The organism is Belnapia sp. F-4-1 (assembly GCF_000802185.1).
Lineage (GTDB): Bacteria > Pseudomonadota > Alphaproteobacteria > Acetobacterales > Acetobacteraceae > Belnapia.
This window is the reverse complement of the sequence record NZ_KN676113.1, coordinates 4,086,913-4,101,871: the sequence shown is the minus strand read 5'-3', so window position 1 is coordinate 4,101,871 and position 14,959 is coordinate 4,086,913. Positions and strand designations below refer to the sequence as shown.

The 14,959-nt window shown below is 65.5% G+C and carries 16 protein-coding genes; 6 read left to right on the top strand and 10 right to left on the bottom strand.

Features of this window, described 5'->3' with window-relative positions:
- The first annotated feature begins 18 nt into the window (after positions 1–18).
- A complete protein-coding gene (locus LH62_RS32735; protein WP_082012666.1) occupies positions 19–558 on the top strand; it encodes a methyltransferase dimerization domain-containing protein in 540 nt (179 codons plus the stop codon).
- Between the two features lie 47 nt (positions 559–605).
- On the opposite strand, the gene LH62_RS29410 is transcribed toward LH62_RS32735, so the two are convergent.
- The 4 genes from LH62_RS29410 to LH62_RS19340 form a co-directional block, all read right to left on the bottom strand.
- Entirely contained in the window at positions 606–1,343 is a 738-nt protein-coding gene (locus LH62_RS29410; protein ID WP_082012665.1) for an alpha/beta fold hydrolase, read from the bottom strand.
- A complete protein-coding gene (locus LH62_RS19350; protein WP_052214710.1) occupies positions 1,330–1,530 on the bottom strand; it encodes a hypothetical protein in 201 nt (66 codons plus the stop codon). Before LH62_RS19350 ends, LH62_RS29410 begins: the two co-directional genes overlap by 14 nt.
- A gap of 12 nt (positions 1,531–1,542) precedes the next feature.
- Positions 1,543–2,031 (bottom strand): lipocalin-like domain-containing protein, encoded by a 489-nt coding sequence (locus LH62_RS19345; RefSeq protein WP_052214709.1) that lies wholly within the window; start codon positions 2,029–2,031, stop codon positions 1,543–1,545.
- 76 nt (positions 2,032–2,107) lie between these two features.
- The gene (locus tag LH62_RS19340; protein WP_043363682.1) at positions 2,108–2,455 is read right to left on the bottom strand and encodes a hypothetical protein; all 348 of its coding nucleotides are present in this window, start codon (positions 2,453–2,455) and stop codon (positions 2,108–2,110) included.
- 629 nt (positions 2,456–3,084) lie between these two features.
- Between LH62_RS19340 and panE the strand changes: the two genes are divergently transcribed.
- On the top strand, positions 3,085–4,023 hold the full coding sequence (gene panE, locus LH62_RS19335) for a 2-dehydropantoate 2-reductase (RefSeq protein ID WP_043366193.1): 939 nt from the start codon (positions 3,085–3,087) through the stop codon (positions 4,021–4,023).
- Between the two features lie 129 nt (positions 4,024–4,152).
- On the opposite strand, the gene LH62_RS19330 is transcribed toward panE, so the two are convergent.
- The 3 genes from LH62_RS19330 to LH62_RS19320 are packed head-to-tail and all read right to left on the bottom strand — an operon-like array spanning position 4,153 to position 7,039.
- Positions 4,153–5,505, bottom strand: coding sequence for a tetratricopeptide repeat protein (locus tag LH62_RS19330; RefSeq protein WP_052214708.1), 1,353 nt, complete (start codon positions 5,503–5,505; stop codon positions 4,153–4,155).
- A gap of 59 nt (positions 5,506–5,564) precedes the next feature.
- Positions 5,565–6,398, bottom strand: coding sequence for a DUF2182 domain-containing protein (locus LH62_RS19325; RefSeq protein ID WP_043363681.1), 834 nt, complete (start codon positions 6,396–6,398; stop codon positions 5,565–5,567).
- The gene (locus LH62_RS19320; protein WP_043363680.1) at positions 6,398–7,039 is read right to left on the bottom strand and encodes a DUF1326 domain-containing protein; all 642 of its coding nucleotides are present in this window, start codon (positions 7,037–7,039) and stop codon (positions 6,398–6,400) included. Before LH62_RS19320 ends, LH62_RS19325 begins: the two co-directional genes overlap by 1 nt.
- Before the next feature lie 456 nt (positions 7,040–7,495).
- Between LH62_RS19320 and LH62_RS19315 the strand changes: the two genes are divergently transcribed.
- From LH62_RS19315 to LH62_RS19305, 3 genes are all read left to right on the top strand, one after another.
- Positions 7,496–7,948: a DUF3237 domain-containing protein gene (locus LH62_RS19315; protein ID WP_043363679.1), complete on the top strand. Its 453-nt coding sequence runs from the start codon at positions 7,496–7,498 to the stop codon at positions 7,946–7,948.
- 127 nt (positions 7,949–8,075) lie between these two features.
- A complete protein-coding gene (locus LH62_RS19310; RefSeq protein WP_369796790.1) occupies positions 8,076–8,636 on the top strand; it encodes a RidA family protein in 561 nt (186 codons plus the stop codon).
- 323 nt (positions 8,637–8,959) lie between these two features.
- Entirely contained in the window at positions 8,960–9,220 is a 261-nt protein-coding gene (locus LH62_RS19305) for a hypothetical protein (RefSeq protein ID WP_144404543.1), read from the top strand.
- Positions 9,221–9,822: 602 nt separating this feature from the next.
- On the opposite strand, the gene LH62_RS19295 is transcribed toward LH62_RS19305, so the two are convergent.
- Positions 9,823–10,584: a hypothetical protein gene (locus LH62_RS19295; protein WP_201445547.1), complete on the bottom strand. Its 762-nt coding sequence runs from the start codon at positions 10,582–10,584 to the stop codon at positions 9,823–9,825.
- Positions 10,585–11,059: 475 nt separating this feature from the next.
- Positions 11,060–11,296, bottom strand: coding sequence for a GNAT family N-acetyltransferase (locus tag LH62_RS19290; protein WP_236552579.1), 237 nt, complete (start codon positions 11,294–11,296; stop codon positions 11,060–11,062).
- 1,212 nt (positions 11,297–12,508) lie between these two features.
- Here LH62_RS19290 and LH62_RS19285 point away from each other — a divergent pair.
- Entirely contained in the window at positions 12,509–13,981 is a 1,473-nt protein-coding gene (locus tag LH62_RS19285; RefSeq protein ID WP_043363676.1) for a hypothetical protein, read from the top strand.
- A 387-nt stretch (positions 13,982–14,368) separates the two neighbouring features.
- Here the strand turns inward: LH62_RS19285 and LH62_RS29405 are convergent, their stop codons facing one another.
- Positions 14,369–14,575, bottom strand: a complete 207-nt coding sequence (locus LH62_RS29405; RefSeq protein ID WP_082012875.1) for a DUF2934 domain-containing protein — start codon at positions 14,573–14,575, stop codon at positions 14,369–14,371.
- Between the last annotated feature and the right edge of the window lie 384 nt (positions 14,576–14,959).

Here is a 14,959-nt window from a genome sequence, read left to right as displayed (position 1 = left end):
CTTGAGTGCAACGCTACCATGGGTAGGCGGGCCGAAAGAAACAGCCGTCACTGGCAGCATAGGTGGAGAATGCTGGCCGAGCAAAACCCATCTGCCGAACTCATGCGTCTCGCTAACGGCTATCAAGTCTCGCAGGCCATCTACGTCGCGGCGACGCTAGGCATCGCCGACCTCCTTGGGGACGAGCCGCGCGGCAGCGACGACCTCGCGGCCAGGACAGGAGCCAACCCCGGTTCGCTCTTCCACCTGCTGCGTGCGCTCGCGGCCGTCGGAGTGTTCCGCGAGGAGGAGAACCGGTGTTTCTCCCTAACACCTATGGGCCATTGCTTCAGGGCGGGCGCCAACCGGCCAGCCGGACCCTACGCAGCATTCATCGGGCGCCCCTACCAGTGGTCAGCCTGGGGCGACCTCCTGCACGGAGTGAGGACCGGCGACCAGCAGGACGCCTCTTTCCCAATCGACGCACCGCCAGTCCAGCCGCAACGCTTCTTGGGTTCGTATCCCAGTCTCGCACGGCAGCATCACCGGGTCGGCCCATGCGCTGTAGCTCGCCAGTAGCCGTGTTTCCTGCACCTTGGTCAGATAGGTAATGCGCTCGACCCGGACTAGCTGATCCCCGCGAGGAGCCGTGCTACCTCGTCCGGTGCCGTGACCGGTGCCGCATGGCCGACGGCCAACTCCATCCAGCCCCAGCCTGCTCGGCCGCGTGCCCATCGACGGCTGGATTCTTGTGGGGGCGACGCTGGATTGGTGAAGGATATGAAGGTACAGGGTCGTCCGTTGCCAACGGGACGGTTCAGCGTCAGCGGCGTCTCGTAATAGGCGAGCGGCATTGGTGTCATGCGGCGCCTCAGCCAGTCGGCCACCGAGCCCTCGGGAACCCCAAGTGCGCCAATTGCTGCGAGCGGCGGAGGAAGCGCAGGCACCCTGCCGCCTGCCGCCCGCGCCGCCTGCCGTCGTGTCTCCGCAATCTCGGGCGGAAGTGCGTCGAGGAAGCTCCTGCCGCTCTCGGGAATATTGGCGTCGAGATAAACGAGGTGCCGGATGCTTTCGGGCAGGCGATCAGCAACACCTGTAATCGGGATGCCCCCAAAGCTATGCCCGATCAGGATGATATCTCGTAGTTCCTCAGCCTCAATAACATGCGCAACGTCATCGACTGTGGTGTCCAGCGTGACATCGAGTGAGAGCAGGTGGCGGCGCTCCCCTAGGCCGGTCAGGGTCGGAGCGAAGACGCGGTGGCCCATGCCGCGCAGCCGCTCGGCCACGGGCGCCCAAAACCACCCTCCCACCCACGAGCCGTGTACCAGTAGGTAGGTCTTGCCCGCGTCAAACTCCGTCATCCCAATCGTCTCCCACTTGCCGCAAGGCGGGCACCTTCCCGAGCAGATTGACCCGCAGGTACGTCTCGGTACGGTGCCCGTTCGCTGCCTCATCGACGAGCCTCGCCTCGTACTCCGCACCCGCCTTCACAAGCGCGAGGTGCGACGCCATCGAGGATGAGCCCGGGGCGTAGTAGAGCGTGAGCACGACAGAGCCCTCCTACATGGTCCGTCGCAGCGTTACCGTTGCGGCAACTCCGCCAGAGCCGGATGTCGAGTAGACCAACTGGTCTCCACTAAGCTTCATTTCACGGCGCTGCTCGGCGCCTGCCCAGTTAGGGAATGTCCCGTTCTCGATACGCAGGATCAGGGTCTTGCCAGCGTCCTCCACCGCGTAGGTACCAAAGAGGGCGATGCTTCCCTGCACGACAGCCCGGTTCTCCTCCGGGGTGCCTGACGCGCGGCTATTGGAAGCGAATTTCGGCAAGTCACTTCGGAGGAAGATCAGAGCGAAACGTCCGTCACTGCCGAACATCATGGTGCCGCTCGGTGGATCGCCAAGCGCGGCTGCATCGCGGCCCGGGGCTGCGGAGGTGACGGAGATGGGGGTCCACGAACCCATGAGGTCTCGTGCCGTCTGGGCCAGCGACGGCGCAGCCACTCCGACCGGGGCGGCGATCGTGACTGCGCCCAGAATTCTTCTCAGCATGAGGTTGTCCTTTCATTCGGGCCAGTAGGCGCTTGATGTGAACCGCAGAGCATTCCCAAGCGCACTGTCCACATCGTCAGTCCACCGGGATCAGGATTGAGTGCCGGAGTTTGCCCAGCGCCTCGGAGAGGTGGCCTTTGCCGTGCATATCCTCAATCAGGATCACCTCACCCTCGCCAATGGTGCGGGTTTCTCCGTCGCTGGCCGTGATCTTGTGTGACCCGTCAAGGTTGATCACATACTGGCGTCGCGTCGCTGTGTGCCAGTCAAAGTGCCAGTCACCGGGTGTTTTGCGGAAGATGATCCCCGCGGCGGGGAAGCGCTTGGAGGTCGTTCCGTCCGGCCCCTCCTCCGCCCACTCGACCTCGATGTCGCGGAAGTGGCTCTCGCCCTGCTCGTCGGCATAGATGTTGTGGACGCGCATTACGCCTCTCTCCCTAGTATTGTGGGTTCCGTTGCGACGGCACCTGGGCGCAGTGACCTACGCCTAGCCACTTTCAGAGTTTTTCTGGGGCTGAAGCCGAGCCTCAAGGATCATGTTAACAGGTAGCGCTGGTGGACCTTTGCTCGCTGTGTCAGTTCGGCGCAGGTCATCGGACCACGAGTATGCAAAGCTCGATAGAGACCTTGGGCACCGCCCATTCGGACCAGCGGTACGTTTGCTGCGCCCCCCAAGGTCACCCAGCATTTTGCTAATGAACTGCTGTAGCTTGGCATTGTCGATCGCGCGTGGTGTTGGCGCATGCGTTCCTTCCGACATAGCTGCCTCCGCGGTGCATTGACGGCCAGCCAGGGGAGGTTGCGCTATGTGCAGATCACCATGACAAGGCGGCGCCCTGTTGACGCTACTCCACCATAGCGAGACTTTAGTGTCCTGCTCGCCAACAAAGCACGCGGGAACTGCATTCGAAACGGCACACGCGGACGTTGTGGGCATGAGAATATCTATACATGCTCGATACCCTGCAAATATCCATTACCGGCAGCGCCCCACGACAGTCCATAATGCAGGGCGCAGACGCACTTTCCACTAGCCGGAGAGAGGACGGGATCATGCGCATTTTGGTGATCGGCGCCGGGGCGCTAGGCGGCTACTACGGCGGGCGCCTTGTAGAAGCGGGCCGCGACGTGACCTTCCTCGTCCGCGCCGCCCGCGCCGAGCAGATCGCGCGGCACGGGCTGCGCATCGAAAGCCAGCATGGCGACGCCGACCTCCGACCCCGCGCCGTGACGGCCAGTAGCCTCGACGGACCCTACGACCTGATCCTGCTCTCCGTGAAGGCGTACTCGCTCGACCCTGCGATGGACGACATGACGCCCGCGGTCGGCCCTGACACAGCCATCCTCCCCCTGCTGAACGGGATGCGCCACCTCAACCTCCTGGCCAAGCGGTTCGGTCCGGCGCGCGTGCTCGGCGGCGCGGCGAGAATCGCCGCGACCCTCGGCCCCGAGGGACAAGTTCTCCAACGAATGATGCCCAACCACGATCTGATCTTCGGCGAGATCGCGGGCGGCGTGAGCGAGCGCGTGCGGGCCATTGCTGCGGCCTTTGAGAGGGCGAACTTCGCCCCGCAGGCCAGCGAGCAGATCGTGCAGGAGATGTGGGAGAAGTGGGTGGCGCTGTCCACGACCGCGGGCATCACCTGCCTGATGCGCGCGGCGATCGGGGACATCCTCGCCGTGCCCGGGGGTCGAGACGCGATCCTCATGCTGCTCGCCGAGTGTCGGGCGGTGGCCGCAGCGGCCGGGCACGAACCCCGGCCCGCCTTCATGGACTTCCTGATGGGGGTGCTAACGAAGGAAGGTTCGACGCTGACCGCCTCGATGCTGCGCGACATGGAGCGCGGTGGCCCTACCGAGGGCGAGCACACCCTCGGCGACCTCACGGAGCGGGCAGACCGCATGGGGGTGCCTACGCCCGTCCTGCGGCTCGCCCGCTGCCACGTCGCCGCCTACGAGGTACGCCGCGAACGCGAGCGGACAGCGCCATAGCGTGTCCGGCGGCCTTTTGCGGGTAACCCACCCTCCGCCCACTTCACCATCAGTCATTCATGGTGACGGGTGCGCCCGTGGAGGGAGGTGCGCGCCGCTCCTGCCGACGTGCGCTCATCCTCGGCACCTTCAGTGAGGGATGCGACCTGCCGCTTCAACGTAGCCCACCCGCCGCTCCGGCGGTACCGGGTGCTGCCCTGCCACCCGTTCCAGAAGCAGGCGCGCGTCCTCGTCCAGCCCCGCCCTCACTGCGGCGTCGAAGAATAGCTGCTCAAGCACGTCCTGCTGCGCGTGGCTGCCGCCCAGGCGGTACATCACCCCGAGCGCCGGACGCATCGCCTCTACCGCGACCGCGTAGTCGCCCCGGCGGTGCGCCAGAACCGCCTCACAAACCGGGATGGCAGCATCGCGCAGCACCGCCGCATGGTCGCCCCGGTTCGCCCGAGCGGCCTCGCGCATCGTCCCCAGCATACGGTCCGCCGCCGCCCACCGCCCCGTCGCGGCGAGCGCCATCATCCGGTGCGGCAAGGTGAAGGGCGAGAGGTGGTCGCCGACCCGCGCCTCCGCCTTGTCGGCCAACTCCACCCAGCGGTCTCCCACCGCCACACCGCGCAACTCCAAGCGGAACAACATCGAGGCGGCGTTCTGCGCATCGACGATGAAGTCCGGCATTGCCTGCGCGAGCGGCGAGGCGAGGTCGCGGAAGCGTCGGTCATAGAGGCCCAGCGCCTCCCCGAACTCTCGCCGCTCAAGGTGGTACATCGCACGGTGCCACCATAGGTGGTGGGTGATGGCGTTGCCCCCCTCCCAGTGCTGCTCCAACCCGGAGAGGAACCGGATGCCCTCGCCCCGGCGGCCCTGCATTTCCATGACGTGCGCCACCGCGTGGGTGGCCCAGAGGTTGGCCGGGTCCAGCATCAACGCCTCGCGGCCGGACGCCTCGGCGACGACGTAGCTGCCGCACTCCTCGTGGGCGAAGGCGCGGCTGGCCAGTACGGCGCCCCAGCCCGGTACAGAGGCGGACCAGCGTGGCAGAACCCGCTCTACCCCGGCCAGCATCCGCTCCGGCATGCCGGACCAGAAGGCGACGAAGTGGTGCATGCGGAAGGCCAACACGTCGCGCGGGTGTTCGGCCAGGATGTCCTCCCACGTCGAGAGCGCCCGGCCGACCTCGCCGTCGATCCAGAAGGACAGCGCCTCGGCATGCGCCCGCTCCCGCGGCGTCGCACGCGCGAGGTGGCGCCGGGCCTCGGCCAGCGCCTCGCGGGAACGCGGGAGGAAGGCCCCGTCGTAGGCGGTCATGGGCAGGTAGCCCCTGAGGACGTGGGCCATGCCGAACTCCGGGTCGGCGGCGAGCACCGGGGCGATCCGCTGAGCGGCGTTGGCGCGGTGCATCAGGTAGCCCTCGACGGCGTGGTCGAAGGCGCGCGCCGCCTCCTCGGAGGCGACGGTGACGGCGTGGTCCTGGGCGTCCCTCGGCATGGCCAGTCCTCCTTTCTCGCTTCTGGGGCCAGCGTGTTTCCCGCGAGCAGGTTGAACCTTTACCCGTGCCTCACGGGACCATGCCCCATCCCGACCGCAAGGACCCAGGCGCCGCCAAGCACCATCGCGGCGCCAAGCGCCCTTGCGATCCACCTACCCCTGGGCGCCAGCTTCTCAGCCAGGACGGCCAGCGTGATGGCCGCGACCCAGAGCAGGTTCATCACCCCGCCGACGAACAGCAGTGCCATCAGCGCCCAGCAGCAGCCCATGCAAAAGGCCCCATGCTCGGCCCCCATTCGGAAAGCGCCGCCCGGCCCAGCGCGCCAGCGGCCCATCACGAAGGCGGCCGGGGAGCGGCACAGCCCCAGGCAGGCGTCTTTGAGCGGCGTCCACTGGTAAAGCCCGGCGGCGATCAGGATCGCCCCGCCGAGGATCGGGCTCGCGGCGGCCATGTGTGGGGAGAGAAGCGCGGCTCGGTCCAGTGCCCACTGCAAAATCGTGGCCGCGAGGGCGAAGGCGGTCCAGACAGCAAGGTAGCCCGCCACGAAGATGCCAACCGACGCCACACGGTGCCCCTGCTCACGGCTCCGCCGGGCGAAGGTAGCGAAGAGCAGAATCATGGGCGTCGCAGCGGGGAGCATCATGCCCACCATCATCACCGCCCACATGCCGAGCATCATGCTGAAGTGGGCCGCGCTCCAAGGCACGGACCGCAGCATGTCCATCGCACCCTGCGCCATGCCGGGCATGTCTGGCGCGTCGGCAATCCCGTGCATGCCACCTGCCATCATGGCGAGGTACGCCCAGGACAGGCCGATTAGGCCCGCAAGCGCGGCTAGGACCGGAAGACGATCCCAGGACAGGGCGACTTCAAGCGCGCTTTGGCGGCCCATCACGGGCGCTTCGGGATACCGCTCTGGGTCAGGTGGATGCGGGCGAACTGGCCGTAGCTGTCTTTGAAGGCCAGCTTCACTCCGCCGGTCGCCGTCGTTGAGCCACTGCCGTACTCGGCCTCGCTGTACTCGAAGCCGCTGCGCAGGGAGACGCGGACACGATGGTCCTGACCGGTGAAAGGGCTCTTGATGGGCGTGCCAGTGGACTCAATCACACCCGGCACGACAATCCGCCCGTGGCAAGCGGCGGGGTCAATCTCGACCTCTACCTTGGTGAACACCGGGTCGAGCACGTTGCTCATCGTGGTCGAGAACACCTGAAAGACGGTGGCGCCGGGCTCAGTCTCCCGCCCGTGCAGTATCTCGACCAGCGCCTTGCGCTGGTCCGCATCGGCGCGCTCGTCGATAAAGAACTGCTGGGTGCCATTGCCGAGGTGAATTGGGCCGGGCCAGCCATAGGTGCCTACCCACGCGAGCCCATCGAGGCGCGTGCTCCCGAAGTGACCTCGCTCGATGCGCATGCCGGCGACGGCGCGGCAGGTGCCGTCCGTCGGCAAAGCGTTGAACTGGCATGGGCAGCCCCAGGCGCAATTGCAATTAGCGTACTCTGGACCCTCGATACTCCAATCGACGTATGCCATCGTCACGAACCTCCAGCATCCGCGGCTGTGCCCGGCCTAGGGTTTCGAGTCCAGGCGGCCAACTCTTTTGCGGACTACACTAGAATTCTTGACCCGCTAAAAGCACGCGGGAACTATGCCCGAAACGGTACACGCCGCCGTTGCGAGCAGGAACGTCTTAACGGCTCCGATCTGCAAGGTGCTGTCTGCCAGTTGGCCATCCAGCCCATTCGTGGATGTCCGTCACCCAGCCGCCGTAGCGCCTTTGTGGCCCAGAACAGTTCATCGATGCCGCGCGTCCCGCTGAGACGATCCATGAGGAAGATGCGGATCTGGATGAATCGCGTGGCCGTGACCGCGGACGCATGCGGTGACGGTGCAGGATGGATCGACCGGGGTTTCCGAACTGTCCCACCCAGTGGCGCCGCATGGCATCACCACACGCGCAAAGTGGAACAACGGGAGGGAGGCAGCGCAATGGAGTTGAAACACGAGTTCATGCTGAGTGCGCGGCTTGAACCGCCGCTCGCGTTTGGCGCAGGGCTACGAGGCGATCGCATCTTCTTCCACGCTTTCGACGGCAGAGTGGAGGGGGAGCGCCTTCACGGCACCCTTCTGCCCGGTGGAGGCGACTGGCTGATCGCCCACCCGTCTGGCTGGGGCATCCTCGACGTACGAACGCAGATAAGGACCGACGACGGGGCGCTGATCTACGCCCATTACCCTGGCCTGATCGAGATGGACACCGCCTTCGCGGCGGCCTTCGCCAACGGCACGGCGACACGATTTGAGGACCAATACTTCCGCACGACACCGCGCATGGAGACCGGCGACCCCCGTTATGCCTGGGTTAATCACTCGCTGTTTGTCGGCGAAGGGCGCGTGATCGAGGGGTTGGGGGTCGAGTACCACGTCTCCCGAGTTACGTAAGCAGGCTGCCAACGAGCGAGGCGTAAGACCTCATAGTTCACTTGAATCCGTTGCCATTAAGGGAACTTCGCTGCCCGCGGCGGTTGGTCCCCAAGACAAACAAAAACGCGCTTCGGAGGTGTACGCAATGTGGAATCCCAGCCGCCGCACAGCCATGTCTTTCGGTCTGACAGCCGCCGCCTTGGCGGCACCCCAGTACGGCGCAGCACAGAGCGCCGGGACAGGCTCCGCGGAGCAGCGGCTCCGGGAGCGAGCCATCGAGTTGCCACGGGTGGCTCCCGTCGCGGGCGTCAACAACGTCCCGTATGTCCGCACAGGCAACTTGATATTTCTTTCCGGCTTGGGGCCGAGTAGGCCCGAGGGAGGGTTGGCGACAGGCAAGGTTGGGCGGGAGGTGAGCGCCGAGGACGCCTACGGGCATGCACGGCTGACCGGATTAGCGCTGCTGGCCGTGCTGCGCGGCGCGGTGGGTAGCCTTGACACGGTGAACCGAGTAGTGAAGGTGCTGGGCATGGTGAACGCCACACCCGAGTTCGCCGACCACCCAAAGGTCATCAACGGCTGCTCGGACCTGTTCGTCGAGGTATTTGGTGAGGATCGAGGGCGGCACGCGCGCTCGGCCGTAGGGATGGCGTCGCTGCCCTTCAACATCACAGTCGAAATCGAAGCGGTATTCGAGGTCGCATAAGCTCGGCTGCTGCTGCGGGCTAGCAGTCCTCAAGTACTGCATCAGTGCCCCCCGACCCGCAGGAGAAGCGGAGCTACAGTATGCGAAGTAACTCACCACCGCCAGTGCGGTGTGGGACGAAGAAGTCTGCGTTGCGGTGCGCCGAGGCACAAGCACGCCAACGGCGTGCATGAGGCACCGCTGGCGATCACGGACAAGCATCAACGAGACGTTGGCATCCGGGTCGCGGCCCCAGGACAGACCGCCGTCCTGACGACGGCATGACCGCATCCAGGCTGGGCGGGTCGTCATTCCGGCCGTGCTTCGGCGTAAGGGAGACGATGATGGCGGACACGCTCGGGAGGCCCATGAAGCTTGGGGTGCTCGCGCCCTCCAACAATACCTCCGTGCAGCCTGAGTACGATGCCATGCGCCCACCCGGCGTCACCAACCACGTCCGACGGTTTCGCGCTCCCAATGCCTTGAGCCGAACCGACGTGGAGTTCAGACAGCAGTTGGAGAACATGCGCGCTACCATGGTGGACGGCATCGACGAGGTGCTGACCTTTGGAGCCCGACCACATCATTCTCGCCAGCGCGCCTGAGTCCGCGGACGGTGGCGTCGGTGCCCGTCTTTTTCGGGCAGGCTGATGGCCAGGAGCAACGGGCAGGTAGGCGTGACGCTCGGGGGCGACGTATTTCTGGCAGCACTTCACCCTTGTAGTGGATCACGCGCATCAGGCTCGTGACGCCCTACATGCCTGTCGCCGACGAACAGGCGAGGGGGTTCTTCGAAGACAGCGGCTTCGCAGTGGGGTAAGTGAAAGGCTCAGGTGCGGCGGACCGGTGCTGATCGCCCCCTGGCCTGGAGCTAGGGGACGCCATCATCGAGGTGGGTGGGCCAGAGGTGGTAGCGGTTGTCATCGTCGGTACCAACCTTCCCGTGGCACGGGTCGCGGCGAGTGCGGAATGCTGGCTGAGCAAGTCAGTGACCGCTCTTAACACCGCCACTTACTGGGCCGCGCTGCGCCAGTGCGGCATCGACGACAAGATTCAGGCTTCCGGACGACTCCTGGCCGAGTTCTGAGATGGCTGGGCGAGAATGGCACCGCGGGGCCGAGTGGCATGACCGCTGACATTGGAGCGCCCCGGCGGTGATAACCGTGTTGACGGGCTACGGAGGACGCCTGCCCCTACAAGACAACATTCACACCGGCACGACGTGCCGCACCCAAACGTTCGGCTCGATGTAGACGGCGTGGTTCTGTTCGAGCGAGACATGCACAGGCACGAGGGCGCTCGGCACGACGACAGTGCCGGTGGCAATGAACTGTGATCCTGTCCAGCGCTGCCAGTCGGTGATCGTCTCGGAGATCACCATGCTGATCGGCGCGATCTTTACGATATGGCCTCCCACTCGGACGTGGACCCGTAGCCAAGGGTCGGCGGGCAGCCCATCGCCGCCCGTGCGGGCCGCGTACTCCTGCATGGGCACGAATGGCTCCAAGTGCTTCATCGTGGGGCGCACGGGCGCGAACATGTAGCTGAGGCCGAGTTCGGCGGCCCGCTGCCGCATGGCGTCGAGAACCATACGCGAGGCGCCCCTACCCCGGTGGGAGGGCAGCAGGGTGATCTCCAGCGCGCTGAGCGCATTCGGCGCCCGGCCAAGGGCACGGTCGGCATGCGCCCATCTGACCACGCCATCCCAGCCCGCATCCGGCAGGTTCTCCCGGCCAGGAACTCCGAAGGTGAAGGGCACGGCAAAGGCCCGCCCCACCGCAGCCTCGGGGCGGGCCGGATCAACAACGGCGAAGGCGGTGTCGAGGCAGGCGTCAAGATGCGGCTGCGCGAAGAACAAGTCGGCAGTGGGGTCCTCCACCATGAAGGCGGGCCAGAGCGCCAGGAACACCTCCGAGAACACCTGCGCTCGCAGGTCGGGGCGGCCACGCAGCGGCACGAGCTTGAGCATCCGGTCCTCCTGCGGGGATGGTCGCAGCCCCCTCGGGAGCATACTAGGCAGCGCGACAGCGCATTCGGTAACCATATCTGTTGATCCAAGGGGGAGCGCAGCCAACGCTGCTACAGGAACCATGGTAGTGTCCCAAGGCTGTCAGCAGCGCTCGCCTACGATCTGCTTTCCCTCAGCGGCCAGTAGGGTCGCTCAGCGGTCGCCGCTTTCGATCGTCACTTCGAAGCACTTCGGCGGGGTCAATGACCGAGCGCTGCCGGCCCAGTGAAAACAGCGCTACAAGCACCGTCTCACCATGCAGGCCAGCTTTGCGATCCCGGGCGGGCTGCTGGGCAGCGCGCCTTGCTTTACGCCCTCCGACCGGCGCTGGTTGCTCGATGGCCCGTCTTCCTAGCCATTGGACCCCCGCCTAGGCAGGGCCGTGCCGGCAAGACGGTGCGGCATACACATGCTTCACCTGAGCGGGGTCGTGCCGTCAGTCCTCCGCGACGAGGCTCCGGTACCCCGGGTGCTGTTGGATGAATCGCGCCACAAACTCACATTGCGGGACGACCGTCGTGCCCTCAGTTCGAAGGGCCTCCAGCACACCGCCAACCAGCTTGGACCCGACGCCCTGCCCCGACAGTGCCTTGGGCACCTCTGTGTGGGTCAGCACGACCCGGTTGCCGGTCCGTCGATACTCGACGAAGGCGATGGCATCGCCGCTGCCCATTTCGAACCTGCCGAGACCGGGATTGTCTCTCACGACCAACATCGCCGCTTACGCCTCCAACCGTGCCCTAACCGCCCCGCTGCGTGCTCTCTCCGGGCACAACGTTCCAATGGCCGGCTGGTGCCCTGCTGGCTCAGGCTTCGGTGGACGACCTGATCAACCACGCCGGCGACATCGCCTCAGCAGGTGACAGCTAGCTCAGTGGCAGCCGCGGATAGGAAGGCAGCTTCATTCCAGCCGCTTTGAGAGTATCAGCCCCAAGGAGACGGAGCACCAAGGCATTCCGCACCACGGCATACGTGGTCACGCGATCCACGGAGGGGAAGCTCCGCCTGCTGGGCTAATCTGTCCGCCGCATGTCGGGCGAACTGATAACTTCGCCTGACGCACATCCCTCCCCTGCCCTACGGCTGACTTGGTACGCAGCCTACATGCGGACCCATGGCACCGCCTTATGCCGCCGAACTTGGCCTGTGCAGCGAGCGACATGGCTGGAACGCGGGTGAGGCGGAGCCCGCGACGCCTTGCCCAGCGAGGGCCTTGGCCCGGTTCCTGTCATGTCTGCTCGTGCCGGGTGGAAGCGCGCCCTGCGCGGTTCCGCCCCGGTAGGTTCAACGCGTCCCTCGTCCCGCCCTTCAGCTATGTAGCGGGCCACCTGCGGGATGTGGCGTGCAGTTCGCGGCTCATGGCTTGGCCGCGAATTCTACTCCGCTGGGGCCGCAGGCCCCAGGTCAGGTGGTGCATGGATGTAGCACTGCGGAGCGGGGAATGGACATGGAGGTCGGGTCGCGCTCGGCCGTGGCCGGGCTCTGCCCGGCTTCAGCCTGCGCCCGACCCAAGCCTGACCTCGCGGCCAGTGGGCACCTGCGGTGCCCTCGCTTCGCCGCGCGCCTGCGCTGCGCTTCGTCGCGCATCGGCGCGTGCCCGGTCGGTCAGGCGGCTTCGCGTTGCTGCATCTATATGGTCGATTTCTCTTCCACCAAGCAGGTATGATGCAGGTGTGGCCGCGAAGCGGGCGCGCATCTGCGCAGCCGGTCGGATAAATAGGTCACGAGCAATTCTTATATAGACATGCGCCGGACGCGTTATCCGGCGCTCATTCATTTCAGCAGATCGAAACCCGCGCAGCTTTTGCAGCGGGCCTATTGGAGAGACGACGTGATTCGAGTTGAGGTATACGGCGGCCCGCCGGGGTGCGGGAAGACTAATGAGTTGCTGGTCGAGATGACCAGCGTGCCGGGCCGCTATGTGTTCGCACTGCCGACAACGGAGTTGATCGGCGAGAAGCTTCTGGACCTCTCCCGAGAGGCAGCGAAATCCGGCACCGAGCCGATGATCCGGCCCATCCACAGCCGGGTCGAGGGCCGGCGCTCACTCGGCGTGACCCGCGAGATCACCGACGCCATCGATGAGTACTCAGCAATGCCGCATGTCATTCTTGTCATCACGCATGAGGCTCTGATGCAGACCGACTTCAGTTGCGTTGAGAGCAGGCGGTGGCATATGCGGATCGACGAGGTTCCCTCGGCGGCCGTTGCAGGTGAGTTTCACATCCCAAGCTCGGCGCGGTTCTTCGAGGCATCATACGCACTCTCGCCGACCGACGAGGCAGGTTGGTATCGGGTGTCGCTGGCCAGCAATGCTCCAACCATGGCCGATGTGATGGCGGATGATCTGGTCAAGGATTTGGCAGCCTTCCACAAGAGGTCCAAGTCTCCACAGGGCGTCTTCGTGGATGTGGCGGACTGGCGCGATGCCCGGGACCGCGGGCGAACGGTGCGTTGGTGGTCAGCGTGGACTCCTGCTGAGTTGGCACCCTTCGCCACGTCGGTCATCGCAGCGTCCGGGTTCTTTCACAGCATCACCTGCCTTGCGACGCGGAAGTGGTTTGGCGACGAGGTGGAATTCGTGCAGCGGGAACTCGGCATCACCGGGCTGCGGAAGGCGTCAAAAGTCCGCATCCGCTACTTCACACACGGCCACCGCGGCTCGACCGAATGGTGGTTCCCTAAAACTTCTAAGAAGCACTCTGAGGGCAAGCGTTGCCTCGCCGCGGTCTGCCGTTACCTTGAGGGCGTGCATGATCTTGGCTACTGGAGTGGCAACGCCGAAGTGGTCAACTACTTCGAGGAGCGCCTGCCGGGCAAGCAGGTGCGACCCAAGGTTGCGGGCTCTAACCAGTACCGGCACCTGTCCTCGTGTGCCTTCATCTACAGCAGCAAGGCGCGTCCTGAGGACGCAATCCTACTCGGCGTATTCGGGCTGACACGCGAGGAGGTGGAACGTGCCCGCGAGCAGGAGGACATCTGGCAATTTGTGATGCGCGGCGCGATCCGCAGGGCCGAGTTCGACGGCACCTACACGGTCTACCTCTATGATCTCTGGCAGGCTGAGGTGCTGGCGCGGATGCTCGGCGAAGCTGGTATCTCTGCTGATGTTACGCTGGAACCTGTGGATGAAGCCGGCATCCTCGATGTGCAGCGTCCGAAGCCGGGACCAAAGCCGGGCACCAAGGCCGCTGTAGCGGATATGTCCTTCGAGCAGCAGGAAAAGGAGCGCCGCGCGGCCGATCGGCTGCGGAAGCAGCGCGAGCGTGAATTGGATCGCGCCGCGAAAGCTGCCGAGGGGACATTGCGCAGCCGCGGCCGTCCAAGGAAGGCTGACGGCCCGGAGATGCGGCCGTGACGGGTATCCTCATTCGAAGCGTCTGCTGGTCCACGGTACGGGCGGATCGGGAGTGGTTGCCACTGATCCTGATGGCTGGTCCTGGCGGGCGGCTCCGAGGATCAGGCAGGCTCCTCTCCATCCACCAGGGTCCCGAGCAGCCGCAGCAACTCCTGATGCTCGGGGCCATGCCCGCCCCGCGCCAGGAAATCGCCGATGCTGATGTCGCTGCTCCTCCCACCGGATGGCAGGTTGGGCTCGTGCCTGACGAACACCCGGCCCGAACCGGGATCGTGGGCGAGGCACTAGCGGTCGCCGTTCGGGCTGCGGTAAAGCTTCCGAACCTTCAGTGACATGGCTGCTCCTCCGGCTCCCCGATGCGCCTGTCACGGTTGGGGTGCTCCACCGTCACGCTGCCCTCGCCTCCTCCCGGTAAGCTTGCTCCCAAAACTCCAGGGCACGCCCCTCCGGGCGCCCCTCCCGCTCCCACAGGAAGTAGGCTCGCTCCCGCAGGCAATGGTCAGGATCATCCTCCCCGGCCGGCGGGGCGGCATGTTGGGTGCCCTGGGGAGCGCCGCGCAGGGGTGACGTTGGCGTCCCATGCTCCGCCGCCATACGGTCATTGCTGCTGCCGGCCTGCAAAGCCTTGCTGACCGCTTCGTCGGCTGCCCTCAACAGAGCAGAGATGCGCTCGGCAACTGCCTCGGGGTCCAGCGGCAAGCCACACCGACCGCGGTAGATGATCTGGTGGCCAGAGCCGCGGCGCCGATGCAACTCGACTGTGAGGGCTATCGAACCGTCGGTGACCACCACGCTGCGGTAGAGGGCAGCACCAAAGTCACTCAGAGGTGCCACCCAGGTGATCCAGTCAGGAGCCTCGTCGGGCGAAGGGCGCCCGATCTCCCACCAGACCGGTAAGGGAGGTGTCGCAGCCTGGAGCGGGGGTGAGGACAAGACCAGACCTCCGGTTTGGGTGTAACCGAACTTTAACGCGAAGCT

What these genes read in the sequence shown, in the direction of transcription:
- LH62_RS19320 (WP_043363680.1), bottom strand. Translation starts at nt 7,039, where the DNA reads ATGGCATACGTCGATTGGAGTATCGAGGGTCCAGAGTACGCTAATTGC.
- LH62_RS19310 (WP_369796790.1), top strand. Translation starts at nt 8,076, where the DNA reads ATGTGGAATCCCAGCCGCCGCACAGCCATGTCTTTCGGTCTGACAGCC.
- LH62_RS19330 (WP_052214708.1), bottom strand. Translation starts at nt 5,505, where the DNA reads ATGCCGAGGGACGCCCAGGACCACGCCGTCACCGTCGCCTCCGAGGAG.
- LH62_RS29405 (WP_082012875.1), bottom strand. Translation starts at nt 14,575, where the DNA reads ATGGCGGCGGAGCATGGGACGCCAACGTCACCCCTGCGCGGCGCTCCC.
- LH62_RS19345 (WP_052214709.1), bottom strand. Translation starts at nt 2,031, where the DNA reads ATGCTGAGAAGAATTCTGGGCGCAGTCACGATCGCCGCCCCGGTCGGA.
- panE (WP_043366193.1), top strand. Translation starts at nt 3,085, where the DNA reads ATGCGCATTTTGGTGATCGGCGCCGGGGCGCTAGGCGGCTACTACGGC.
- LH62_RS32735 (WP_082012666.1), top strand. Translation starts at nt 19, where the DNA reads ATGGGTAGGCGGGCCGAAAGAAACAGCCGTCACTGGCAGCATAGGTGG.
- LH62_RS19295 (WP_201445547.1), bottom strand. Translation starts at nt 10,584, where the DNA reads ATGCTCAAGCTCGTGCCGCTGCGTGGCCGCCCCGACCTGCGAGCGCAG.
- LH62_RS19305 (WP_144404543.1), top strand. Translation starts at nt 8,960, where the DNA reads ATGGCGGACACGCTCGGGAGGCCCATGAAGCTTGGGGTGCTCGCGCCC.
- LH62_RS19290 (WP_236552579.1), bottom strand. Translation starts at nt 11,296, where the DNA reads ATGGGCAGCGGCGATGCCATCGCCTTCGTCGAGTATCGACGGACCGGC.
- LH62_RS19340 (WP_043363682.1), bottom strand. Translation starts at nt 2,455, where the DNA reads ATGCGCGTCCACAACATCTATGCCGACGAGCAGGGCGAGAGCCACTTC.
- LH62_RS19325 (WP_043363681.1), bottom strand. Translation starts at nt 6,398, where the DNA reads ATGGGCCGCCAAAGCGCGCTTGAAGTCGCCCTGTCCTGGGATCGTCTT.
- LH62_RS19315 (WP_043363679.1), top strand. Translation starts at nt 7,496, where the DNA reads ATGGAGTTGAAACACGAGTTCATGCTGAGTGCGCGGCTTGAACCGCCG.
- LH62_RS29410 (WP_082012665.1), bottom strand. Translation starts at nt 1,343, where the DNA reads ATGACGGAGTTTGACGCGGGCAAGACCTACCTACTGGTACACGGCTCG.